This is a genomic window from Agrobacterium tumefaciens, assembly GCF_005221325.1.
Lineage (GTDB): Bacteria > Pseudomonadota > Alphaproteobacteria > Rhizobiales > Rhizobiaceae > Agrobacterium.
This window is the reverse complement of the sequence record NZ_CP039888.1, coordinates 1976226-2000077: the sequence shown is the minus strand read 5'-3', so window position 1 is coordinate 2000077 and position 23852 is coordinate 1976226. Positions and strand designations below refer to the sequence as shown.

Here is a 23852-nt window from a genome sequence, read left to right as displayed (position 1 = left end):
GATCAGAAGCGTTTTTCCAGCCATGTGATCGACTGGCCGGTGGAAAGCGGCGCGAGCGAACCGATCTTCGTGAAACCGAAGCGTTCGTAGGTCCTCAAGGCGTCCGGGTTCATGGTGTCGATGTAGGCGCCCATGCAGCCGCGTTTTCGTGCTTCCCCCTCCGCCATTGCGAGAAGCTTCGGGGCCATGCCCTGGCCGCGCATGGCTTCCGGCACGAAAAGAAGCTGCACGTAAAGCCAGCCGCGCGCGGTATGGCCAACCAGACCACCGATAACGACGTTGTCTTCATCACGAATGGTGATGTTGAGTTCGCGTTTATCGCTTTCGCCGAAACGGGCGATATTGTAGGCCACCAGCGGATCGCGAATGGCCTTTTCGGCCTCTGGATCCGCGACGTCGCTCAAAACGAAATTCATGGTGTTTTTCTCCAGACGCCGGGCGGCGACCGATTTGGGTTTCAACCGGAGGCGGAGAAGCCCGGCGCGGCCGCCGGGTCGAAGCATCTTTACCGGCCCTCACGCCACCAGAGCGCGGAAAAGGCAAGCAGCAGGGCGCCAAGCCCGGCAAAACCGGCAAACAGAGGCAGGGTGTTGACGCCTTTCAGCACCGTCTCGTCGGTCAGGCGTATCAGCATGCGGTCCTCGTCCGCAACCCTGATGTCACCGCGGACGGGCAATATATCGGGAAGGGCGATACGGCCGGAATTATCGGCCACCCGGTGCACGCTGCCTTTGGTGGCGTCGGCCAGCGGTTTCAGCGTTTCGGTCGTTGAAATCATAGCCTTGAATTCCGGCGCATCCACCGCGCCGACATGGACGAGGGTGGTGAAATCGCCGTTCTTGATCTCGAACAGGCCGGTTTCATCCATGCGGCGCTCGATCCTGTAAAGGCCGGGCTCGGTGGTGGTGAAGGCCATGTTCTCGGTCTTGCCGGAAGGGAAACGCACGCTCGCCTGACCGGGGTCGTCGCCGATGGTCTGGCGGGTGATCTGCAGGGTGCGGCCATTGGCTCGCGCCGTCAACGCCTCTTCTTCAAGCTCCGGTTCCTTCATCAGCCAGTGGGCGATGCGGCGGTACAGCGCCACATGCGGGCCACCGCCCTCGTAGCCACGCGCCCAGAGCCAGCCCTGATCGGACAGCAGCATGGCGACACGGCCTTCACCCTGGCGATTGAGTACCAGAAGCGGGTCCTGCCCGTCGCCCAGCATCACGGTCTGGCCTTGCGGCGGATCGACGCTGATGGTGCGGAACCAGCGGCCCCATTGCGGCGGTTCGTTGCCTGAGCCTTCCAGCCCACGGGTGACAGGATGTTTCTTGCCGGCTTCCGAAAGGCGCGGATAAAAGGCGGCCTGATGCACCTGACCTGTTGGCTGCGCCGGCAGAACTGAGGCGAGCGGGGTCATGGCGATCGAATCCTGACCGGCATGTTCCGGTCCGGCTGCGATCAAGAGTGCGCCGCCCTTTTCGACATATTGGGCGATGTAATCGTAATAAAGGATCGGCAGCACGCCGCGATGCTGGTAGCGGTCGAAGATGATGAGATCGAAATCGTTGATCTTCTCGACAAACAATTCGCGGGTGGGGAAGGCGATCAGCGACAATTCGTTGATCGGCGTGCCATCCTGTTTTTCCGGCGGGCGCAGAATTGTGAAATGCACCAGATCGACCGAGGCGTCGGATTTCAGGAGGTTGCGCCAGGCGCGTTCGCCGGCATGCGGCTCGCCGGAGACGAGCAGCACGCGGAGATTCTGACGGATGCCTTCGATCAGATGGACGGCGCGGTTGTTGGCAGCCGTTACTTCGCCGGGAAGTTCGGCGACCGAAAATTCCATGACATTGTTGCCGCCACGCGGAACCTTGAAATTGAACGGCGTCGGCTGGCCGGGTGTGGCCTGTAGCGTGGCGATTTCTTCGCCATTCATCTTCACCGTCACTTCTGCCGAGCCACCGCCTGCGGGGCGGCCGTCATCAAACACACGCAGTGTCAGCTGCTGTTCTTCATTGACGATGCCGAAACGCGGGGCGCGGACGATCTCGATACGGCGGTCGAATTCATCGGCCTTGCCGGTGATGAGCCCGTGCACGGGGGCGCGGAAGCCAAGCGCCTGTTCGGCATTGGGCAGCGCATTGGGGATATCGTGAATCTGGCCATCACTGAGGAAGATCGCGCCGCCGACGCGGGACGGCGAGACATCGGAAACGGCGGAGGAGAGCGCCGAGAAAAGCTGGGTCGAGGGGGAATCGCTCTCCCCATCATCGCGCACTTCGACGATACGCGGTTCGATACGCGGGAAGCGGGAGAGCCGGTCTTTCAGCGTCTCCAGCGCCGTATCGGTCATTTGCGGCCGGTCCTGCACGTCCTGACTCTGCGAGCGGTCAACGATGACGGGCACGATGGTGGAAAGCGGCTCGCGCTCCTCCTGCGTCAGAAGCGGATTGGCGATGGCCGCAAGAAGGGCGACAAGTGCTACTCCACGCAGCCATGCGCCACGCACGCCGCGCCAGAGGCCGATGAAGGAAAGGGCAAGCGCTGCGACGGCCAGAACGGCGATCACGATCCACGGCAGGAAGGGGGCGAAGGTCAATGTCATGTCACTGCCCCAACCGTTCGAGAAGTGCGGGAACGTGGACCTGATCGGCCTTGTAGTTGCCGGTCAGCATATACATCATGATGTTGACGCCGGAGCGGAAGGCGTGTTCGCGCTGCATCTCATCCGGCGGCACTGTGGGCAGAACCGGCGCGCCCTGCGGATCGACGGCCCAGGCACCGGCGAAATCATTGCCCGTTATCATGATCGGCGTCACCCCATCGCCAGATGAGGAGAGGCCGGAGGTGGTCTTGGCCGCGCCCTGGCGGGATTCCACCCAGAGCGGCGAACCATTGTAACGGCCGGGGAAATTGGTGAGCAGGTAGAAGGACCGCGTCAGAACGTGGTCTTCCGGCACGGGCTCCAGCGGCGGAATATCGATATTGGCGAGGATCGCCTGAAGGCGCTCGCCATTGGCGCTGGTTGCGCCGCTATCGAGTGAGGAGAACTGGTCACGCGTGTCAAACAGCACGGTGCCGCCGGCGCGCATATAGGCATCGATGCGGGAAATGGCAGCGCTCGACGGCATGGGGGCAGTCGCCGATACCGGCCAGTAGATGATCGGATAAAACGACAATTCATCCTTGGAGATATCGAGCCCAACAGGCTGGCCGGGTTCCAGCGTTGTGCGCCAGGTGAGGAATTCGCTCAACCCCTGCAAACCCTGTTCGGAAATGCGGTCGACATCGTCCTCGCCAGTGCGGACATAGGCGAGATGGGTGGTGTCCAGCCGCTCGAATATCTGCTCGTCGCCGGGTTTGGGATCGTCTGCGCGGGCGTCCGTTGGGGACATCGCGGCGAAGACGCCAAGCGCGAGAAGCATTGCAGCGACTGTCGCGCTGCGGGCTTTCGGCAGGCGCGCGAAGGCGCCGTTCATGAAGAGCACGATCAGGCTATCGGCAATCAGCATCAGGAAGGCGGCGATGAAGAGGGCGGGGCGCAGCGATTTTGCCGTTTCGCCGATCAGGGCTTCGTTTGTCGTGCCGACACCTGCAACGGATGTGTCGAGCGGACGCAGCGTAGCACCTGCGGGCAGGAGATTGAGAGCCACGAAACCATCCTCTGTGCCGTAAAGGCCGGGGGGATTGTCGAAACCGGTGTGGGGCGGCTGGCCGGCACGCATTTCGAGCGGGCGGGCAGTGCCGATTTCCGCAGACATCGCGCCTTCTGCTGTCAACAGGCGGAACGGTGGTTGGGCTGCAGCCGGCGCATTGGCGGCGGCGGACGCGCCGCCTGCCTTGGAAAGTTGCACGATACGGCGCAGCATATCGACAAAATGGCCCGATATCGGCAGGTCGGACCAGCTGGCCTCGGCGCTGACATGGAATAGCACGATGCGGCCAGCCTCGACATTGCGGGTGGTGACGAGCGGCGTGCCGTCAGCAAGGCTTGCCCAGGTACGTTCGGCCAGATCCGGCGTCGGCTCGGCCAGAACCTGTCGTTTGACGAGAATGCCATCAGCCTTCGGCATACCGGCGAAAGCGCCGAAAGCGGGGAAATCGGCAAGCGGCTGCGGTTCGGCCCAGGAGAGTGCACCGCCGAGTGCGCGTTCGCCCTGGCGCAATGTCACCGGCACCAGCGGATCGTCGGCGGGGGCTGCGGCAAGGCGCGGCCCGGCGAAGCGGATCAACGTGCCACCGCCGGCGAGCCAGCGTTGCAGCGGCTGATAGGTTTCCTGCGGCAGACGACCGATATCGGCCATGACGATGACGGACGGGTTTGATTGCAGGATTTCCGGGATCGCCTGCGCCAGATCGGCCTGCCGCTGCGGAATGAGATCGACAAAAGGCTGGAGGGCGCGGCTGATGTAATAAAGCGGCTGGAGGAGCGGCTGGAAATCATTGCCGGTTTCACCGGCTAGCAGCGCCACGCGGCGGCGGCGGAAACCGTCGTCCAGAAGATGCACCGCACCCGCCGTCGAGACACCCTCGATGGAGAGGCGGGCGAAATCGTTGCGCAGTTCGAAGGGTGCTTCCACCGTTGCCGTCGTTTCGGCCGCGCCGGGCGCGAAGCTGGCGGCGCCATTGGCGAGGATACGGCCCTGACTGTCCTGTGCATTGACGGTGATGCTTGCCGCTTCGGCCGTATCGAGCCGTGAAAGGCTAACACTCATGGCATCGGCATTGTTGGTGGCACCGGTAATGGCGGCGATGGCCTTGCCGTCGCCCTTCACGATGCGGAATTCGGCGGGCGAGAGGCTGGCAAGCGTTCGCATCGCGTTTTCATCCTGCGCGGTTTGAACGCCATCGGCAATATAAGCGAGCGTGCCGGGAGTTGTGCCGTTCAGCGCTTCGGTGATGGCTTCGGCCGTGCGCACGCGGTCCGGCATCAGCGGTTTCGGCTTGGCGGCGGCGAGCTTTTCCAGCGCCACGGCTGTCGTTCCCGACACGGCATCATGTTCGGCATCGGCGGTGAAGCTGATGGAGACGGGGCGGTCGGCCCTTTCCGCATCGCCGATCAGGGCCTGAGCGGTTGCAACGCGTCTCTCCCAGTCGGGTGCGGAGGCCCAGCTATTATCGACCACCAGCACCAGCGGGCCGGAGCCGGCAATGCTGTTGTTGCGCGGGTTCACCACCGGATCGGCCAGCGCGAAAATCACGGCGGCGGCGAGCGCGATGCGCAGCAATGTCAGCCACCATGGGCTTTTGGACGGCGTTTCCTCGCGCTTCAGCACCGTGGCCAGAATCTTCAGCGGCGGAAAAACCTCCGCCTTGGGGCGCGGCGGGGTGAGCCGCAGCAGCCACCAGATGGCGGGCAGCGCCAGCAGGCCGAAGAGGATGTAGGGGCTGGTGAAGACGAAAGGCAATGCGCTCATCGATGGCCACCGCCCTGTGCCGGCGCGCCGGACAAATACATGTGCATGGCGACAAGCGCCTCGGAGGCGAGATGATCGGTGCGGTGGAACACGAAGTTCCAGCCGAGACGGCGCAACGACGAGGACAGGGCCTCGCGCCTTGCGAGATAGGCGCGGGTGTAATCCTCGCGAATGGTTTCGGCGCGGCCGGAAACGAGTTTTTCACCGGTTTCGGGATCGCTGAATTCTGTGCGGCCGGAATAGGGGAAGGTCTCTTCGGCCGGATCGGCGATTTCCACCACATGGCCGCGCAGGCCGCGCCGCGCCAAGGGCGAAATCCGCTCCATCACGTTTTTCGCATCATCGAGAAAATCGCCGATCAGGACGATATCGCTCGCGCCGCGGATCATGCCCGTTTCCGGCATGCCTGTCGTCAGCGGCGCATGCATGATGGCGGCGGCCAGCCGTTCGGCGGCGTTTCTGGCCGAGACCGGCTCCATGATGCCCGGGCAGCCGATGCGCTCGCCGGAGCGCGCAAGGATTTCCGCCAGCGCCAGCATAAGCACCAGCGCGCGGCTTTCCTTGGAGACCGAGCCGAGGGTGGATTTGAACATCATCGACGGCGACATGTCGGCCCAGAGCCAGATGGTGTGGGCCGCCTCCCACTCTCGGTCGCGCACATAGGTATGGTCGTCGCGGGCCGAGCGCCGCCAGTCGATGCGCGACAGGCTTTCGCCTTCGGCATAGGGGCGGAACTGCCAGAAATTCTCGCCGATGCCGCGCTTGCGGCGGCCGTGCCAGCCGGCGGTGACGGTGTTGGCGATGCGTTTTGCCTCGACCATGCAGTCCGGCACCAGTGCGGCGCGCTGGCGCGCGCGCGCCAGAACTTCGCTACCCGGCGTCTTGTCTACGATCTGGCCGATGGATGCCACAGGCACTCCTTTCGCGAAAGGTTGGGCTCGCGGTTTTTAATTCTTCGCCTGCTCCACGAGGGCTGCAATGACATCGCGCACCGACATGCCTTCGGCACGGGCCGCGAAGGTCAGCGCCATGCGGTGTTCCAGCACCGGTTCGGCCAGCGCATGGACATCGTCCAGCGATGGGGCGAGCCTGCCTTCGTAGAGCGCGCGGGCGCGGGCCGTCAGCATCAGCGACTGGCCGGCGCGCGGGCCCGGACCCCAGACAACGTGTTTATCGGTCAATTTGTTGCCGTGGCCGGGGCGGGCGGAGCGGACAAGTGACAGGATTGCATCGACGACCTTGTCGCTGACCGGCATCTGGCGGATGAGGGCCTGAATTTCCATCAGGCGTTCGGCGCCGATCACCGGGCGCGCTTCGCCGGAGGCGGTGCCTGTCGTATCGAGCAGAATCTGGCGTTCGGCGGCCAGCTCGGGGTAACCGACATCCACCTGCAGCAGGAAGCGGTCGAGCTGGGCTTCCGGCAGCGGATAGGTGCCTTCCTGTTCCAGCGGGTTCTGGGTGGCAAGAACATGGAACGGCTTCGGCAGCTCATAGGTCTGGCCGGCCATGGTGATGTGATATTCCTGCATGGCCTGCAGCAGCGCGGACTGCGTGCGCGGGCTGGCGCGGTTGATTTCGTCGGCCATCAGCAGCTGGCCGAAAATCGGGCCCTTGATGAAGCGGAAGGAACGGCGGCCGTTTTCATCCTGATCCATGACTTCGGAACCGAGAATATCCGACGGCATCAAGTCCGGCGTGAACTGGATGCGGTTTGCATCGAGGCCGAGCACGGTGCCGAGCGTGGTAACGAGCTTGGTCTTGGCAAGACCGGGAACGCCGACGAGCAGCGCATGGCCACCGGAAAGGATGGCAAGCAGCGTGTTCTGCACCACTTTTTCCTGCCCGAAAATGACCTTGGAGACTTCCGTGCGGATCGCCGCAATGTCGGAAAGCGCCTTTTCGGCCGAGGCGACGATGGCCTTTTCATCGAGGGTTTCGCCGGTATTCATCACGCCCATGTCGCTCTCCTCATACCTTCGCCGCTGTCACATTCGCATCCCGGTTTTGCTGGCAGTGGGCCAAGCCGGACCTCGTGCGGATTTTGCGCTGCATATAGCTTATTGCTCTCTTGGCCGCTGACAAGCACCATTCGAATGACTATGTCGTGACTTAGTATTTCCTTATCGGCAAAGCGAGACTCGAATATGGCAGCGGAGACGATAAATTCGGCTGATGATGCGGCAGGGCTTGCGGCGATGATTTCGCGTGCCTCCGAACAGACCGGCGATGCCAAGCGCGGGCCGGCCCCGGTGGAGCGCTGGAATCCGCCTTTTTGCGGCGATCTCGACATGGAAATCCGTGCCGATGGCACCTGGTTCTATCTCGGCACCCCCATCGGCAGGGCACCTTTGGTGCGGCTGTTTTCCACGGTTCTGCGCAAGGATGAGGACGGCAAAACCTATCTCGTAACTCCTGTGGAAAAAGTCGGCATCCGCGTGGTGGATGCGCCTTTCGTGGCGGTGGAGATGAAGGCGACTGCGGGAGAGGAGGGCGGCGAGCCTTTGCTCACCTTCCGCACCAATGTCGGCGATGTGGTGGAGGCGGGACCGGAGCATCCGCTGCGCTTTGAAATTTTCGGTGAGAACCGTGAATTGAAGCCCTATATTCTGGTGCGCGGCAGGCTGGAGGCGCTCGTCTCGCGGGCCGTGATGTATGATCTCGTTGCACTTGGCGAGGTGATCGATGTGGATGGCGTCGATATGTTCGCCGTGCGTTCGGGCGGGATGATTTTCCCGGTGATGCCCGCCAAGGAACTGGAACGGCTTTCGCAATGACGATGACGACAATGGGCCTCAAGGCTTTTACCGCTAGTGATTTCCGCCGCCGGGTGCTGCAGGAAGGCGAGGGCGTGGCCGAGCGGGAGAATGGAGACCATGTGCTCAATCCCGGCGTGGTGCTTTCTGGCAATGGCATCAAGCTGAAGGATGCCGCGGTGCTGGTGCCCGTTATCGACGACGGCAACGATGCGCGGGTGATCTTCACCCAGCGCACATCCACCCTGCGCAAACATTCCGGCCAGATTTCCTTTCCGGGCGGCGGCATCGATGCCGAAGACCGCACGCCGGAGGAAGCGGCGCTGCGCGAGACGGAAGAGGAAATCGGTCTTTCCAGGTCTTTCGTGGAAACGGTCGGACGTCTGCCGGACTATATTTCCGGGACCGGTTTCCGCATCAAGCCGGTGCTGTCGGTCGTCCGCCCCGGATTTGACCTGACGCTCAATCCGACTGAGGTGGATGAGGTTTTCGAGGTGCCGTTGTCTTTCCTGATGGACCCGGCCAATCACGGGCGCGGCAGCCGCATCTTTCAGGGGAAGGAGCGGTTTTTCTACGAAATGCCCTATGGCGAGCGCTACATTTGGGGCATTACGGCGGGCATCGTCAGGACGATTTACGAGAGGTTTTATTCATGAGCAGCCTTGCCGGGCGGGACTGGTTCGAAAAACCGGCGCTGAAGCGCATCTTCGCGCTTTTGAATGCCGATGGCGGCGAGGTGCGGATCGTCGGCGGCGCCGTGCGCAATGCGCTGATGGAACAGCCGGTTGTCGATGTCGATATGGCGACGACGCTCACCCCTGATGTGGTGGTTGCGCGGGCGAAGGTGGCGGGCATCAAATCGGTGCCAACAGGCATCGAGCACGGCACAGTAACGCTTGTCATCGACGGCGAGGGTTACGAGGTGACGACGCTGCGCCGCGACGTCGAGACCAATGGCCGCCATGCGCAGGTGGCTTTCGGCACGGACTGGCAGACCGATGCCGAGCGGCGGGACCTCACCATCAACGCCCTCTACGCCGATGAAACGGGCGAGATCATCGACCTCATCAATGGACTGCCCGATATCGAAACCGGAACCGTGCGCTTCATCGGCGATGCCGCGACGCGGATTTCGGAAGATTACCTTCGGATTCTCCGCTTTTTCCGCTTCTTCGCCCATTACGGATCCGGCCGCCCGGATGCCGATGGTCTGAGGGCAAGCGCCCGCGCCAAGGACAAGCTGGCAACGCTTTCCGCCGAACGGGTGTGGAGCGAGGTAAAGAAGCTGCTTTCCGCGCGTGATCCCTCGCGTGCCCTTCTGTGGATGCGGCAATCGGGTGTTCTCTCGGAAATCCTTCCCGAAACCGAAAAATGGGGTATCGACGCCATTCACGGGCTGGTGGCGGCCGAACAGGCGCTCGGCTGGGCGGTGGACCCGCTGCTGCGGCTGGCCGCTATGGTGCCGCCGGACCGGGACAGGCTGGCGGCCCTTGCCGCAAGGCTGAGGCTATCGAAGGCCGAAGCGGGTTATCTGACCCATTGGGCCTCCGCACCCGCCGCTGACCCGGAAATGAAGGAAACGGCGCTTGACCGGTTGCTTTACCGTCAGGGCGTCGAAGGTGTGAAGGCACGGCTGAAACTCGCGCTTGCCGCTGCCCGTGCCGATCTTTCAGCCGGTGATGTAGCCATGCAGAAGGTTGCGCGTTTTTCGATACTGCTGGCCAGGGCGGAGAAATTCCGGAAGCCCGGATTCCCGTTAAGCGGCGCCGATGTGATGGCCGCGGGGGTCGAGGCCGGTCCGAAGGTTGGCGAAGTCCTGAAAAGCCTCGAGGAAAAGTGGATTGACGTCAATTTCTCGCTCGACCGGGCAGCGCTGACCGCCCGGCTCAAGAATATGCTGGAGAATTGAAGCCGCAATAGTGACGGCGTTCCGGCTTAAGCCGCATTCGCCTCGTCGCGGATGCGGGCCTTGATGTTTTCGATCATATTTTCGCGGATGATGGTTTCGCCATGGGCCGAGCGCATATGTTCGACGGTTCGGCGCACGACTTCCGCATCGTCGTCTGCGCGGGTGTGCCAGGCGCAGCCGGGCACAAGCGTTCCACATTCAAACAGTCTCATGGTCTTGCCTCCCTGTTCAAGCGGGGGACAGCATTGCTGTGAATGCTGTCCCTCCGACAAGAAACGAACGTTCGCCGCTTATGTTCCAGAGCGGCGTCCGCCCAGCCTGTTAAGGCCCCTATTCGGGCATTGCCCAGCATTGGAAAACAGAGGATGTGCCCGCTGCCGGGATTTTTGTACGAGGCATTTCGTCATTGTCGGCGCGCTTCACCGTCTTGCCGGCCAGCGTGCGTTTTACCTGTTCGACATAAAAGGAATGCGGCAGTTCGCGATCGCCCGTAGCACGCATTTCCGCGGCCAGGCGGTCAATCAATTCGGGGGTATCGATGGATTGCTGTGCTCCCTCGGGGGAAGCAGATATAGGCATGCTGTTCGAAGTAATCATGACGATAGCTCCTCCAGTACGTCTGCGGGAGGAGACTACCACTGCCTTGATTTTTTCATAAGTCCTAATTTGCGCTATTTGCGACAAATTGGCTGATGAGCGTCAAATTTGCGTGAGGTTTTTTAAGGCCAGCGCACCACCGGCGGCAGCGAGGACAGAATCGATTCGACATTGCCGCCGGTCTTCAGGCCGAAGATGGTGCCGCGATCGTAGAGCAGGTTGAATTCCACGTAGCGGCCGCGGCGAATGAGCTGCTCGTCGCGGTCTTCTTCCGTCCAGTTCTGGTTGAAATTGGCGCGGACGATTTTCGAATAGACCAGATTGAAGGCGCGGCCGACATCCTGCACGAAGGCGAAATTGGCGTCCCAGCCGCCTTTTTCTTCTTGCGGGTGCAGCCAGTCGAAAAAGATGCCGCCGGTGCCGCGCGGCTCATCGCGGTGCTTCAGGAAGAAATACTCGTCGCACCACGTCTTGTATCGCGGATAGTCAGCGACGGGGTGGCGATTGCAGGTGATTTCGAAGGCGCGTTGGAACAGCTGGGTATCCGGGTCCTGCTGCGTCCGCCTGCGGCCCAGCACCGGCGTCAGATCCGCGCCGCCGCCAAACCAGTGGCTGGTGGTGACGACCATCCGCGTATTCATATGTACGGCGGGCACATTCGGATTGACCGGATGGGCGATGAGCGAAAGGCCGGAGGCCCAGAAGCGCGGGTCTTCTTCCGCGCCGGGTATCTGCTTGCGGAACTCGGGCGAAAATTCGCCATAGACGGTGGAGGTGTGCACGCCAACCTTCTCGAAGACGCGGCCTTCCATCATCGACATCTTGCCGCCGCCGCCCTCGCCATTATCACGCAGCCAGTCCTTCTGCACGAAGCGGCCGGGCTCCTGATCGGAAAGCGGGCCGGTGAGTTCGTCTTCCAGGGTTTCGAAGGAGGCGACGATGGTGTCACGCAGATGCTGGAACCATGCCTGGGCTACGGCCTTCTTGTCTTCGATGTCCTCGGGCAAGCCCTTCGGCAAGATTGGCCGTTCCATATCTTCTCTCTCCTGCGGTGAAGTCTGTTCCCTGCCGCGTCTAGCAGGTGTTTGCGCCGCGCACAAATTCGACTCGCCAAGGCGGCGCGTCGACACTATCTTTATCGATGTAGGTGCCAGAGGTGAATATCATGACGAAATTTGCCGGACCGCCGCCCCTAGACGGGCTGAAGCGCAGGATCGCCAATCACCGCAAGGAACGCGAAAGCGCCGGCGGCGAACAAAAGCGCGACGGCATGTTCGTGCGCCAGACCTTCTGTCTTGGGCGTGAGGAGGCCCGCGCCAAGGCGCGCGAATGGTTCGACAGTTTTCCGAAAGCCGCCTATTGGACGGAAGTGGAAAGCTGGCGGCAGCTGGAAGGCGACCGCATCGAATTCACCATGCGGCGGCTGCCCTCGGCCGATTGAAATTTAGAGCGTCTTCGCTTTTCTTCGAATCGCGAAAACGCTCTAATTTTTTTGTTTGTCGCATTTCCGGACGGAAAACCGGGGCCACTTTTCCTGGAAATGCTCTAGGCGTGCGGCTCCGCGTAGCGCAGGCGGCTTTCGATCAGCACGCCGCTTTCATCCAGAATGGGATGCGCTACCGTCACGATATGGGCGTTGATGCGCTTCAAATCCCGCAACATGTCGAGATGCAGCGAACTGGTCTGCATGCTTTCCGCCAGCCCGTCACGCAGACGCTCCAGATGGCGGTTGGAGGATTGTTTTTCGAGGCGGCGTATATCCACCTTGCTTTCCATCAGCCGGCGGGCGAGCTCGAAATCGCCGGTCACCAGAATGCTCTGGGCGGCGCGCAGGTTCTCGATGGTCATATCGAACAGGGTTTTCAGCTCCTCATAACCGTCATCGGAAAATTTGAAGCTGTTCAGCACCTTCTTGCGGATCTGCTCGCAGATGCCCTTTTCGATGATATCGCCGATATGTTCGAGATTGATCGCATAATCGATGATGGCGATCGAACGGCGCGCCTCTTCGTCGGTCAGCCCCTTGCGGCCCAGCTGGGATAGATAGACCTTCACCTCCTGCTGATTGCGGTCGACCTTCTTTTCCAGCAGGGACACTTCCTGAAGCGGCGCCAGATCATTGTGCTTGAAGGCGTTTTCGGCGCGGATCAGCATCCGTTCGATGCTGTCGCCGACGCTCAGGACCTCGCGGGTCGCGTTGGCAAGCGCCACGACGGGCACATCGAGAGCCTGCTGGTCGAGGAAATTCGGGCCGTCTTCCGTCTTCGGATCGCCCGGCACCAGCTTCGCCATCAGGTCGGATATCAGCCCGGAGAAAGGCCAGGCGAGTGTCGCCAGTATGACGTTGAAGATGAGGTGCGCATCAACAGGCAGTTTGGCGGGCGAAAGCGGCAATTGCTGCAAATAGGTTGCGCCATAGGAGGCGAGCGGCATCGCAATCAGGCAGCCGATGGTGCGCACCACGAGATTGCCGATGGTGATGCGCCGCGCGGAGGCGGGGCCGGAGAGTGTGGCGATGACGGGCGGGATTGCCCCGCCGAGATTGGCGCCCAGAATAAGGACGATGATGAGCCCGGTGGACAGCGTACCGGTGGCGGCCAGCGACAGGATGAGCACCACGACGGCGAGGCTCGATGACGAGACAAAAGCCAGCACGGCGGAGAAGATCAGCGCGACGGGCCATGCGCCGTCCAGCAGGCCGATGAAAACGCCGAGCGCCGGGGAGGCGCGCATCGGTTCGGTCGCGCCGCTCAAGAGATGCAGCGACAGAAGCATCAGGCCAATGCCGATGACGGCGGTTCCGCCGCCCTGTCTGGCATTGGAGCTGCCTTTTTTGAGTATGATGCCCGCTAGTATCAGGAGCGGCGACAGCCATTCGACGCCGGCCGCGACGATCCAGGCGGTAACGGCGGTGCCGACATTGGCGCCAAGCAGCACCACCTGTGCCATGCGCGGCCTGATGAGATCACGTTCAGCGAAGGAGGCGACTGTCAGCGCCGTTGCTGTCGAGCTTTGCAGGGCGACGGTGGCGAAGAAGCCGGAAAAGAAGGAACGCGGTCCGTTCTGGGTGCCGGTGGCAAGCACGCTTCGCAGCTTCATGCCGAAGGCGCGGGTGACGCCATCCTTCACCTGGGCAAGGCCGAAGAGCAGCAGCGCGACGGCGCCGAGAAGGTTGACGATGACAATTGTGGATTGCATGCGACGTCTCCTCACGCCCGCCGGCGCACGGTCCCGGCGAGAGCGATTTTTATTGTCCGGCTAATCAGTATACGAGCGTGAACGCTTCCGGTACAGGCCGGGTTGCGACAGTTTTGATGCCGAAACGGTCAAATATTGTATTTGCACTAAAATATGGCGTTAAAAATGGCGTTCATGCCCATGCAGTTTGCCGTAAAGCCTCGCCGGCAACCATCGCTGCCGACATTGCGACATTGATGGACCGCTGGCCCTCGACCATCGGGATGATGATTCGTTCATCTGCCTTCTCATGCACATGGTCGGGTACACCAGCACTTTCCCGGCCGAAAAGCAGGATGTCATCCGCGCGATAGGTGATTTTCGTGTATGGTAGCGCCGCCCTGGTGGAGGCAAGGACGAGGCGGCGGCCGGTGGTTGCTCGCCATTCCTCGAAATGCTCCCAGTTGACATGGCGCGTCAGTGCCGCTGCCGCGATATAATCCATGCCCGCCCGTTTAAGATTGCGGTCGGAAATATCGAAACCGGCCGGCTCGATGATATCGACGCCGAGGCCAAGGCAGGCGGCCAGCCGCAGGATGGTTCCGGTATTGCCGGGAATATCGGGCTGGTAGAGTGCGATCCTGATTGTCTGCATGGTCTCGTGATCCGTGTTTTTGCGGGTATAACCAATCCGCCCTGCCAGGAAAAGCGAACGGGAAATCCATCCCGACATACGGTTGCACTTTTTTGAGGCAGATGGCTGGTGTTTTGTCTTCTTTTGCGATAGAAGAGCGGCGTCTTCAACACCAGCCAAGGGAGGTTCTCATGCCAAATGACATTCGTATTCGCCTCCCGGCCCCAGTGGTTCGCCTGCTGGCTTAGGTGGTATCCCGCGGCGCTGCCGCGTTTCCCTTTTTCGATTCACCATGTGGCTGTTGTGGCCATGTTCAAAGACTTTTCCGTTCCGTCATGAGCCATATTTGTGTCCGCTCACGATGGAGCGTTTGATTGCCGGAGCTTGGCCTATGTTTGGCTGGTTTGAAAAACGCCTCGATCCCTTTCCCGCTTCGGCGCCGTCAGTGGCGCCAAAGAAGCTCCTGCCGTTTCTGTGGCATTATGTGAAGCCAGCATGGCCGTGGCTGCTGCTGCTTGGCCTGATGTCCATGGGCATCGCCATTGCGGAAGCCATGCTCTACAAATTCCTCGGCAATATTGTCGATTGGCTTTCCACGGCCAATCGCGAGACGTTTTTTGCCGATGAGGGCTGGCATCTGATCGTCATGGCCGGGCTGGTGCTCATCGTGCTGCCGCTGATGGGTGCGGTCCACACAATGACGATGCATCAGACGCTCGCCGGCAATTTCGGCATGATTGCGCGCTGGAAAATGCATCGTTTCCTGCTGCGCCATTCCATGAACTTCTTCGCCAACGAGTTTGCGGGCCGGGTTTCGACCAAGGTGATGCAGACGGCGCTGGCGATCCGCGAAGTGGCGCTGAAGGTGATCGACGTCTTCGTCTATGCCATCAGCTTCGTCGTCTCGATGCTGTTCATGGTCGCGGCGGCCGACTGGCGACTGGTCATTCCGCTGCTGGTCTGGCTCGGTATCTATATGGGCATCCTTGCCTATTTCGTGCCGAAACTCGGCCGGCTGGCGCAGGAGCAGGCCGATGCACGCTCGATGATGACGGGCCGGATCGTCGACAGCTATACCAACATCTCGACGATCAAGCTGTTTTCGCATGCGGGTCGCGAGGAAAGATATGCGCGTGAGGGCATGAACGTGTTTCTCGGAACCGTTCACCGCCAGATGCGCAAGATCTCCGGCTTCAACATCCTGATCGACCTCAACAATGCCGTGGTGCTGTTTTCCACGGCGGCGCTCGGTCTGTATTTCTGGATGCAGGGTTCGGTGACGGCCGGTTCGGTCGCCATCGCCATCAGCCTTGCCATGCGCGTCAACGGCATGTCGCAGTGGATCATGTGGGAAGTCACGTCGCTGTTCGAAAATATCGGCACGGTCTATGACGGCATGTCGATGATGACGAAGCCGCACGATATCGTCGACGTTCCGAAGGCGCCTGAGCTTGCTGCACCGCAGGGCGCAATCCGTTATGACAACGTCCGCTTCCACTACGGCAAGAACAAGGGCGTGATCGACGGGCTGACGCTCGACATCAAGCCGGGCGAGAAGGTTGGCCTTGTTGGCCGTTCCGGGGCGGGCAAGACGACGCTGATGAACCTGCTGCTGCGCTTCTATGATCTGGAAGGCGGCAGGATCACCATCGACGGGCAGGACATTTCCAAGGTGTCGCAGGAAAGCCTGCGCGAGCTGATCGGTGTTGTGACACAGGATACCTCGCTTCTGCACCGTTCGATCCGCGACAACATCGCCTATGGCCACCCCGAGGCCACGGACGAACAGGTGATCGCGGCGGCGAAGCGGGCGAACGCCTGGGACTTCGTGGAAACGCTTGTCGACATGCATGGCCGCCAGGGCCTCGATGCCCAGGTGGGTGAGCGTGGTGTCAAGCTTTCCGGCGGCCAGCGCCAGCGTATCGCGATTGCCCGCGTCTTCCTCAAGAACGCGCCGATCCTGGTGCTTGATGAGGCGACCTCGGCGCTCGATTCGGAAGTCGAAGCGGCGATCCAGGAGAACCTGTTCTCGCTGATGGAAGGCAAGACGGTGATCGCGATCGCCCACCGCCTTTCGACACTGACCGAAATGGACCGGCTCATCATTCTCGACAAGGGCCGGATCGTGGAGGCGGGCAGCCATGCGGAACTGGCGGCAATGGGCGGCATCTATGCCGACCTGTGGCGGCGCCAGTCCGGCGGCTTCATCGCCGACCACGAGGCGGAAGTGGCTGCGGAGTAAGGAAAGCGAGAGGGCGGGGGACATTCCCCGCCCTCTTTCATTTCCCTGATGTTACCGAAATATAATCTTTCCCTGAAGCCGCTGCGGCTGTTCCCGAAGCGGAAATCCGCCTATATCCGGATCATGGTCATTACCCGCATCTTCGAATATTTCGAGAACTGGATAAAGCCCTTCGCCCGCAAGGACGATTTGCGGCCGCCTGAAAGCACATTCGCCTTCATCTGGTTTTATATCTCGCAAGCCAAAGCGCCGTTTTTTGCCATGCTGGTGCTCGGCGGGCTGACGGCGGCCATCGAGGCGGCGCTATTCTGGTTCGTCGGGCGGCTCGTCGATATTCTCTCGACGGTGAAACCGGAAGAGGGCTGGGCGGGGCTGCTTGCGACCCATGGCGGTGAACTCGTCGGTATGCTGGTGCTGATCGGCCTCGCGCGTTTTATCGTCACCATGGTGACCGCGCTGGTGGACCAGCAGATCATTACACCGGGTTTCTACAATCTGGTGCGCTGGCAATCCTATATGCATGTGGCGCGGCAATCGCTGACCTTCTTCCAGAATGATTTTTCCGGCCGCATCGTCACCAAGGTCTGGTCCGGCGGGCAGGCGGCGGGCGATCTCGTCACCTCGTTGATGGAAAGTGTCTGGTTCGTCGGCATTTACTCCGTCTCCATGCTGTTCCTGATCGGCGGGCTGGACTGGCGGCTTGCGGTTCTCGTCGTCGTCTGGGTGGCGATCTTTTCGTTTCTGGCGCGGTATTTCGTGCCGCGCATCCGCTACCATTCAAAGGAGACGGCGGAAGCCGCCTCGATGCTGTCAGGCCGCATGGTGGATGCCTATAGCAATATCCAGACGCTAAGGCTGTTCGGGCGCGACGACGCCAATGATCGCTACATGCGCCAGGGCTTCGATATCTTCCAGACCTCGACGATGAAGTTTACGCGGTTCATCACCGGCGTGCGCGCCTCCATGGCGCTGCTATCAGGCGTGATGATCACGTCAATGGCGGCGCTGTGCATCGATCTGTGGCTGTCCGGCAAGATCAGTTCCGGTGCGGTGGCTTTCACGCTGGCGCTGGTGCTGCGCCTCAACTTCCTGCTCGGGCGGTTGATGACGCAGTTCAACGGCATCATGCGCAATTTCGGCACGGTGCAGAACGCCGCCGAATTGATCTCGCAGCCGATCGGTCTCGTTGATGCCCCTGACGCGGCGGCGCTTGAGGTGAAGAAGCCGAGCATCCGTTTCGAGAATGTCAGCTTCCATTACGGGCGGGCGAACGGCGTCATCGACAATCTCAACCTCGAGATCAGGGCCGGTGAAAAGGTCGGCATCGTCGGGCGCTCCGGCGCCGGAAAGTCCACGCTGGTCAACCTGCTCCTGCGGTTTTACGATGTCGAGAAAGGCCGCATCCTGATCGATGGGCAGGATATAGCCCGTGTCACACAGGAATCGCTGCGCGCCCATATCGGCATGGTCACGCAGGATACCTCGCTGCTGCACCGTTCTATCAGAGACAACATCATGTTCGGTCGCACGGATGCCACCGAAGCGCAATTGCTTGAGGCGACGCGCCGGGCCAAGGCGGATGATTTCATCACAAGGCTGGAGGACCAGCGCGGCCGCACGGGTTTCGACGCGCATGTGGGCGAACGCGGCGTGAAGCTCTCCGGCGGCCAGCGCCAGCGCATCGCCATTGCCCGCGTGATGCTGAAGGATGCGCCGATCCTCGTGCTCGACGAGGCGACGTCGGCGCTCGATTCGGAAGTGGAGGCGGCGATCCAGAGCAATTTGGACGAGCTGATGCAGGGCAAGACGGTGCTTGCCATCGCCCACCGGCTGTCGACGATTGCCGCTCTCGACCGGCTGATCGTGATGGATCAGGGGCGCATCGTCGAACAGGGCAGCCATTCCGATCTGGTCATGCAGGGCGGTCTCTATTCGGAACTCTGGGCGCGGCAGTCGGGCGGTTTCCTCGCCGCGGACGAAGCGGCGCAATAGGGCCTTCGGCTATTTCCCGATCATGAAATCCGCCATCAGTCCAAAATGATTGGAGCCGAGGCTGTCGGGCAGGCGGGTGGTTTTCATCAGGGTTGCCGGTTCGCGGGCGAAGATGTGATCGATGGCTATGCCGAAGCGGCCGGCTTCCGTCGGCCATGTGGCGGGTTCGAAGGTCGCTTTTTTAAGATCGTTGGCGGCGAGGAATGCGCGCATGTCGGGGGCGATGCTGGCCGAATTGAAATCTCCGGCCAGAATGAGCGGGCCGGTGACGCGAAAGAGAATTTCGCTGACCTCATCGAGCTCGTCGCGGTGGTAGTCGTCGAAATAGGGCTTGGTGATATGGCCGGCGGCAAGCGTCAGCTCCGTACCGTCGAGATCGATGCTGGCAATCGCAAACCGATCCCGGCGCAGATCGCTGAGGCTGTGGAACCGGCCTTCCAGCAATGGCCGTCTGGAGAGGATGACCAGATCGCAGCCCGGTGTTCCCGCATAACAGCCGAGCCTGTAGGGATAGGTTTTTTGCAGACGCGGCAGGGCCGACTGCAGCGCCGCCGCCTCGAAAAGATAGACCGCGTCCGCACCTGATTCGATGATCCTGTCGGCGATCGCATCCGCATTGGCCGCATTGTCCATCAAGACGTTGAAGGACAGCAGCCGAAACGGCTTTGCGCCGGGCGCTGCGGTGGCGGCTGTGGAAAACTCCATCAGCATCGCGATGGCATGGATCGCCAGCGCAAGCGCCCAGACCAGAAGCACGGCCGCGACAACATCGCGCGTCAGCCAGAAGGCGAGGCATGACAGCAGGATGCAGACGATGGCGATGTGAAGCTGGAAGCTGGTGACGAAGGCAAGAAGCCAGAAATCCGTCACATAACGCAGGCTGGCGATGAAAAGAACGGCAGCCACGGCCGTGGACACCATGCAAGAGAGCTTCGCCGTCATCCGAATCCCTGCTTTCCAAGCTCTCCCTTGAAGTCTCCTAACATGGTGCATGGATGCACACAATGTTGCCCGCCTGCCAAGGGCGGCGAAAAAATGACGACCAAAACGGGCCCTTCTGGCATAATTACGGCAGCTTTGTGTGCTTTGCTCTTGCCAAGTCAGTCAATATTTTGCGATCACACAGAGTGACGCGGTTTCTTAATGCCGCAGTTGTGTCCAGGACGATGGGACGGAGTTTGTCCTGGATCAAATGATAGCGGGAGGACTCATGCGATTTACGGCAAAAACAGCGCAGAGGATGGTGTAGCGGTGAGCGAGCACGTAACCAATCACGACGCTTCGGGTGAACCGACCCGTCGCGATTTTCTTTATCTAGTAACGGGAATGGCGGGCGCCGTCGGTGCCGCCGCAGTTGCATGGCCTTTTATCGACCAGATGCGTCCCGATGCATCGACGCTGGCACTCGCCTCCATCGAGGTGGATGTCGCGGCCGTCGAGCCGGGCATGTCGCTCACCGTCAAGTGGCGCGGCAAGCCGATTTTCATCCGCAACCGTACGGCAAAGGAAATCGACGAAGCCAATGCGGTCGCTCTTGGCGATCTCAAAGACCCGGTGGCACGCAATGCCAACATCGCCGCCGACGCGCAGGCGACGGACATTGACCGCTCCGCCGGTCAGGGCAAGGAGAACTGGATCGTCATGATCGGTTCCTGCACCCATCTCGGTTGCGTTCCGCTCGGCCAGGCCGGCGATTTCGGCGGCTGGTTCTGTCCCTGCCATGGCTCGCACTACGATACGGCGGGCCGCATACGTAAGGGTCCGGCGCCACAGAACCTCGCCATCCCGACATTTGCATTCACATCCGATACCGTGATCAAGATCGGATAAGGGGACAGTTATTCATGAGTGGCCATTCCAGTTATCAGCCGTCCACCGGCATCGAGAGGTGGATCGATTCGCGGCTTCCCTTGCCGCGCTTGATCTATGACAGCTTCGTTGCCTATCCTGTCCCGCGTAACTTGAACTACGCCTACACCTTCGGTGCGATGCTTTCCGTGATGCTGATCGTGCAGATCCTCACCGGCGTCGTGCTGGCCATGCATTATGCCGCCGAAACGACGGTTGCCTTCAATTCCGTCGAAAAGATCATGCGTGACGTCAACCACGGCTGGCTGCTGCGCTATATGCATGCCAACGGTGCGTCGTTCTTCTTCATCGCGGTCTACCTGCACATTGCTCGTGGTCTCTATTACGGTTCCTACAAGGCGCCACGCGAAATCCTCTGGATTCTCGGCTGCGTGATCTATCTCCTGATGATGGCGACGGGCTTCATGGGCTACGTGCTTCCCTGGGGGCAGATGTCGTTCTGGGGTGCAACCGTTATCACCGGCTTCTTCACGGCTTTCCCGCTCGTGGGTGAATGGATCCAGCAGTTCCTGCTCGGCGGCTTTGCGGTGGACAATCCGACGCTCAACCGCTTCTTCGCGCTTCACTATTTGCTGCCGTTCATGATCGCGGGTGTCGTCATCCTGCACATCTGGGCGCTGCATGTGACCGGCCAGACCAATCCGACCGGTGTGGAAGTGAAGAGCAAGACCGACACGGTGCCCTTCACGCCCTATGCGACGCTGAAGGACGCTCTCGGCGTTTCGGTGTTCCTCATCGCCTATGCCTGGTTCATCTTCTACATGCCGAACTTCCTCGGCCACCCCGACAACTACATCATGGCGGATCCGCTGAAGACGCCGGCCCATATCGTGCCTGAGTGGTATTATCTGCCGTTCTACGCGATGCTGCGTGCCATCACCTTCAATATCGGGCCGATCGATTCCAAGCTCGGCGGCGTTCTCGTGATGTTTGGCGCGATCATCGTGCTGTTCTTCCTGCCCTGGCTCGATACGTCGAAGGTTCGTTCCGCCGTTTATCGTCCCTGGTACAAGATGTTCTTCTGGCTGTTCGTGATCAACGCCATCCTGCTCGGCTGGCTGGGTTCGCGCCCTGCGGAAGGGCTTTATGTCGTCATGTCGCAGATCGGCACGCTCTACTATTTCGGGTTCTTCCTCGTCATCATGCCGATCCTCGGTCTGGTCGAAACGCCGCGGCGTATTCCGAATTCGATTACCGAGGCCGTTCTTGAAAAGAACGCCAAGAAGGGTGCCGCGCCAGCGGCCGCCGAAGTCTGAGCGCGAAGGAAGGATGACGACAATGAAGACGCTTCTCAAGAGCATCGCGCTTATCGCCGCCATCGGCTGTTCCGCCGCCGCCTTTGCGGCGGAGGAGAGCCATGACCTCGCCGCCAAGACCGAACATGCGGTTGCCGGCGGTCACTTCCCGGTCATCAAGCCCGAGGAGCAGAGCTGGTCCTTTGCCGGACCTTTCGGCAAATACGACAAGGGTCAGCTGCAGCGCGGCCTGAAGGTCTACAAGGAAGTCTGCTCCGCCTGCCATTCGATGAGCCTCGTTTCCTTCCGCACGCTGGGGGATCTCGGTTATTCGGACGAGCAGGTGAAGGCTTTCGCCGCCGAATACGAAGTGCAGGACGGCCCGAACGCCGAAGGCGAAATGTACAATCGCAAGGCAGTGCCTTCCGACCATTTCCCATCGCCGTTCCCGAACCACGAAGCGGCAGCCGCCGCCAATGGCGGGGCTGCGCCGCCGGATATGTCGCTGCTTGCCAAGGCGCGCGGCGTGGAGCGTGGTTTCCCGCAATTCATCATCGACATGATCCCGATCATCGGCGGTTATCAGGAAGGCGGCCCGGATTATATCCATGCGCTGCTGACTGGCTATCAGGAGCCGCCGGCTGGTGTTGAAGTGTCGGAAGGCACGCATTTCAATCCGTACTTCGTCAGCGCCGTCGCACTGAAGATGGCGCCTCCGATCAGTGCCGATCAGGTGACCTATGATGACGGCGCGCCGCAGACGGTGGATCAATATTCCAAGGACGTCTCCGCCTTCCTGATGTGGGCCGCAGAGCCGCATCTGGAACAGCGCAAGCGCACCGGTTTCATGGTCATGGTGTTCCTGTTCATCTTCACGGCGCTGATCTATCTCACCAAGAAGTCGGTCTACGCCAAAAAGGAACATTGAGCGTCATTTAGATGCCTGTAATCATCAGCCTCCGCGGTCTTCCGCGGGGGCTTTTTCATGGGCCAAGGGGTGATGAGAATGACGAAAATCCGTAGCGGTGGTTGCCTGTGCGGCTCCATCCGCTTTGAAGCGAAGGGCGAGCCCGGCAATCCGCATAGTTGTTCCTGCGACATCTGCCAGCGGCATTCCGGCGCTTCCAGCCTCGCCTGGGTGGAGTTCCCCAGCGAAGCGGTGGCCTGGACGGGAGAGGGCGGTGCGCCCTCGGTTTTCCGGTCCTCCGATTATTCCAGCCGGGCTTTCTGCGCGATCTGCGGCAGCACGCTCGGCGCCATTGACGATGCACCCACCGTTGCGCTGGTCTTGGGAAGTTTCGACGACAGGCACGATGAGGCGCTGCGGCCTTTGGCGCATTCCTTCGAGGATGCCTGCCCGGTCTGGGCACGGATTAAGGGAATGTCGGCGGCGGAATGAGCGTCGGTGCCTTTTTAGTTGGTCCGCCGCTGTCAAATTGATAGGGTGGAATGAACCTTCTGATCCATTTCCCATCTTAACTGGAAATACCATGACCGTTATCGCTTCGGAGCTTTCCGCTGCCATCCGTTCCATTCCCGACTATCCGAAGCCGGGCATCATCTTCCGGGACATCACGACGCTGCTCGGCAACCCGCGCGCTTTTCGCCGCGCTGTCGATGAACTCGTGCAGCCCTATGCGGGAACGAAGATCGACAAGATCGCCGGCATGGAAGCGCGCGGCTTCATTCTGGGTGGTGCGGTGGCGCATCAGCTATCGGCCGGTTTCGTGCCGATCCGCAAGAAAGGCAAGCTGCCGCACACCACCGTGCGGGTGGCCTACAGCCTGGAATATGGTGTGGACGAAATGGAAATGCATGTGGATGCCGTGCAGCCGGGCGAGAAGGTCATTCTTGTCGATGACCTGATCGCCACCGGCGGCACCGCCGAAGGTGCGGTCAAGCTTTTGCGGCAGATGGGTGCGGAAATCGTTTCCGCCTGCTTCGTCATCGACCTGCCCGATCTCGGCGGCCGCAAGAAGCTGGAAGATCTCGGCGTCGATGTGCGCACGCTGGTTGAGTTTTCCGGCCATTGAGGCCATATC

General features: G+C 61.0%; 22 protein-coding genes. 11 read left to right on the top strand and 11 right to left on the bottom strand.

The genetic code is table 11. The annotated features are described in order from the left end of the window. Positions 1–2: 2 nt before the first annotated feature. The 5 genes from CFBP5499_RS10415 to CFBP5499_RS10395 form a co-directional block, all read right to left on the bottom strand. Positions 3–416 carry a GNAT family N-acetyltransferase gene (locus tag CFBP5499_RS10415; protein WP_080827249.1) on the bottom strand — a complete coding sequence of 138 codons (414 nt, stop codon included), beginning with the start codon at positions 414–416 and terminating at the stop codon, positions 3–5. A gap of 89 nt (positions 417–505) precedes the next feature. After that, entirely contained in the window at positions 506–2590 is a 2085-nt protein-coding gene (locus CFBP5499_RS10410; RefSeq protein WP_080824570.1) for a hypothetical protein, read from the bottom strand. A 1-nt stretch (position 2591) separates the two neighbouring features. Continuing rightward, positions 2592–5402 carry a DUF4159 domain-containing protein gene (locus CFBP5499_RS10405; RefSeq protein WP_080824571.1) on the bottom strand — a complete coding sequence of 937 codons (2811 nt, stop codon included), beginning with the start codon at positions 5400–5402 and terminating at the stop codon, positions 2592–2594. Continuing rightward, positions 5399–6313 carry a DUF58 domain-containing protein gene (locus CFBP5499_RS10400; RefSeq protein WP_080824572.1) on the bottom strand — a complete coding sequence of 305 codons (915 nt, stop codon included), beginning with the start codon at positions 6311–6313 and terminating at the stop codon, positions 5399–5401. The genes CFBP5499_RS10405 and CFBP5499_RS10400 overlap by 4 nt, the downstream gene beginning before the upstream one ends. A gap of 36 nt (positions 6314–6349) precedes the next feature. After that, a complete protein-coding gene (locus tag CFBP5499_RS10395; protein ID WP_080824573.1) occupies positions 6350–7360 on the bottom strand; it encodes an AAA family ATPase in 1011 nt (336 codons plus the stop codon). Between the two features lie 186 nt (positions 7361–7546). Between CFBP5499_RS10395 and CFBP5499_RS10390 the strand changes: the two genes are divergently transcribed. Genes CFBP5499_RS10390 through CFBP5499_RS10380 form a run of 3 tightly spaced genes read left to right on the top strand, consistent with a single transcriptional unit; the run spans position 7547 to position 10064 of the window. Next, entirely contained in the window at positions 7547–8176 is a 630-nt protein-coding gene (locus tag CFBP5499_RS10390) for a DUF1285 domain-containing protein (protein ID WP_080824574.1), read from the top strand. Then, entirely contained in the window at positions 8173–8811 is a 639-nt protein-coding gene (locus CFBP5499_RS10385; protein ID WP_080824575.1) for an NUDIX hydrolase, read from the top strand. Before CFBP5499_RS10390 ends, CFBP5499_RS10385 begins: the two co-directional genes overlap by 4 nt. Beyond that, complete coding sequence (locus CFBP5499_RS10380; protein ID WP_080824576.1) at positions 8808–10064, top strand: CCA tRNA nucleotidyltransferase; 1257 nt, start codon at positions 8808–8810, stop codon at positions 10062–10064. Before CFBP5499_RS10385 ends, CFBP5499_RS10380 begins: the two co-directional genes overlap by 4 nt. Positions 10065–10090: 26 nt before the next feature. Here CFBP5499_RS10380 and CFBP5499_RS10375 read toward each other — a convergent pair whose 3' ends face one another. From CFBP5499_RS10375 to hemF, 3 genes are all read right to left on the bottom strand, one after another. Then, on the bottom strand, positions 10091–10276 hold the full coding sequence (locus CFBP5499_RS10375; protein WP_080824577.1) for a DUF1059 domain-containing protein: 186 nt from the start codon (positions 10274–10276) through the stop codon (positions 10091–10093). Between the two features lie 118 nt (positions 10277–10394). Next, on the bottom strand, positions 10395–10661 hold the full coding sequence (locus CFBP5499_RS10370) for a hypothetical protein (RefSeq protein WP_080824578.1): 267 nt from the start codon (positions 10659–10661) through the stop codon (positions 10395–10397). 122 nt (positions 10662–10783) lie between these two features. Then, a complete protein-coding gene (gene hemF, locus CFBP5499_RS10365; protein WP_080824579.1) occupies positions 10784–11695 on the bottom strand; it encodes an oxygen-dependent coproporphyrinogen oxidase in 912 nt (303 codons plus the stop codon). A 131-nt stretch (positions 11696–11826) separates the two neighbouring features. On the opposite strand from hemF, the gene CFBP5499_RS10360 reads away from it, so the two are divergent. Further along, positions 11827–12102 carry a hypothetical protein gene (locus tag CFBP5499_RS10360; RefSeq protein ID WP_004430221.1) on the top strand — a complete coding sequence of 92 codons (276 nt, stop codon included), beginning with the start codon at positions 11827–11829 and terminating at the stop codon, positions 12100–12102. Positions 12103–12206: 104 nt separating this feature from the next. Here CFBP5499_RS10360 and CFBP5499_RS10355 read toward each other — a convergent pair whose 3' ends face one another. Then, positions 12207–13859, bottom strand: coding sequence for a Na/Pi cotransporter family protein (locus tag CFBP5499_RS10355; RefSeq protein WP_080824580.1), 1653 nt, complete (start codon positions 13857–13859; stop codon positions 12207–12209). Between the two features lie 172 nt (positions 13860–14031). Next, positions 14032–14493, bottom strand: a complete 462-nt coding sequence (locus CFBP5499_RS10350) for a tRNA (cytidine(34)-2'-O)-methyltransferase (RefSeq protein ID WP_080827250.1) — start codon at positions 14491–14493, stop codon at positions 14032–14034. Between the two features lie 370 nt (positions 14494–14863). Between CFBP5499_RS10350 and CFBP5499_RS10345 the strand changes: the two genes are divergently transcribed. Both CFBP5499_RS10345 and CFBP5499_RS10340 read left to right on the top strand, forming a co-directional pair. Beyond that, positions 14864–16714, top strand: a complete 1851-nt coding sequence (locus tag CFBP5499_RS10345; protein WP_080824581.1) for an ABC transporter ATP-binding protein — start codon at positions 14864–14866, stop codon at positions 16712–16714. 123 nt (positions 16715–16837) lie between these two features. Further along, entirely contained in the window at positions 16838–18706 is a 1869-nt protein-coding gene (locus tag CFBP5499_RS10340; protein ID WP_080827251.1) for an ABC transporter ATP-binding protein, read from the top strand. Positions 18707–18715: 9 nt separating this feature from the next. On the opposite strand, the gene CFBP5499_RS10335 is transcribed toward CFBP5499_RS10340, so the two are convergent. Then, positions 18716–19648 (bottom strand): endonuclease/exonuclease/phosphatase family protein, encoded by a 933-nt coding sequence (locus CFBP5499_RS10335; RefSeq protein WP_080824582.1) that lies wholly within the window; start codon positions 19646–19648, stop codon positions 18716–18718. A gap of 309 nt (positions 19649–19957) precedes the next feature. Here CFBP5499_RS10335 and petA point away from each other — a divergent pair, with 309 nt between their 5' ends. The 5 genes from petA to CFBP5499_RS10310 all read left to right on the top strand — a co-directional run bounded on the left by petA (position 19958) and on the right by CFBP5499_RS10310 (position 23843). Continuing rightward, positions 19958–20536 carry a ubiquinol-cytochrome c reductase iron-sulfur subunit gene (gene petA, locus CFBP5499_RS10330; RefSeq protein ID WP_080824583.1) on the top strand — a complete coding sequence of 193 codons (579 nt, stop codon included), beginning with the start codon at positions 19958–19960 and terminating at the stop codon, positions 20534–20536. Between the two features lie 14 nt (positions 20537–20550). Then, a complete protein-coding gene (locus CFBP5499_RS10325; RefSeq protein ID WP_080824584.1) occupies positions 20551–21831 on the top strand; it encodes a cytochrome b in 1281 nt (426 codons plus the stop codon). Positions 21832–21853: 22 nt separating this feature from the next. Then, positions 21854–22738 carry a cytochrome c1 gene (locus tag CFBP5499_RS10320; protein ID WP_080827252.1) on the top strand — a complete coding sequence of 295 codons (885 nt, stop codon included), beginning with the start codon at positions 21854–21856 and terminating at the stop codon, positions 22736–22738. 78 nt (positions 22739–22816) lie between these two features. Continuing rightward, the gene (locus CFBP5499_RS10315; protein WP_080824585.1) at positions 22817–23209 is read left to right on the top strand and encodes a GFA family protein; all 393 of its coding nucleotides are present in this window, start codon (positions 22817–22819) and stop codon (positions 23207–23209) included. Positions 23210–23300: 91 nt separating this feature from the next. Continuing rightward, positions 23301–23843, top strand: coding sequence for an adenine phosphoribosyltransferase (locus CFBP5499_RS10310; protein ID WP_010972163.1), 543 nt, complete (start codon positions 23301–23303; stop codon positions 23841–23843). Positions 23844–23852 lie beyond the last annotated feature (9 nt).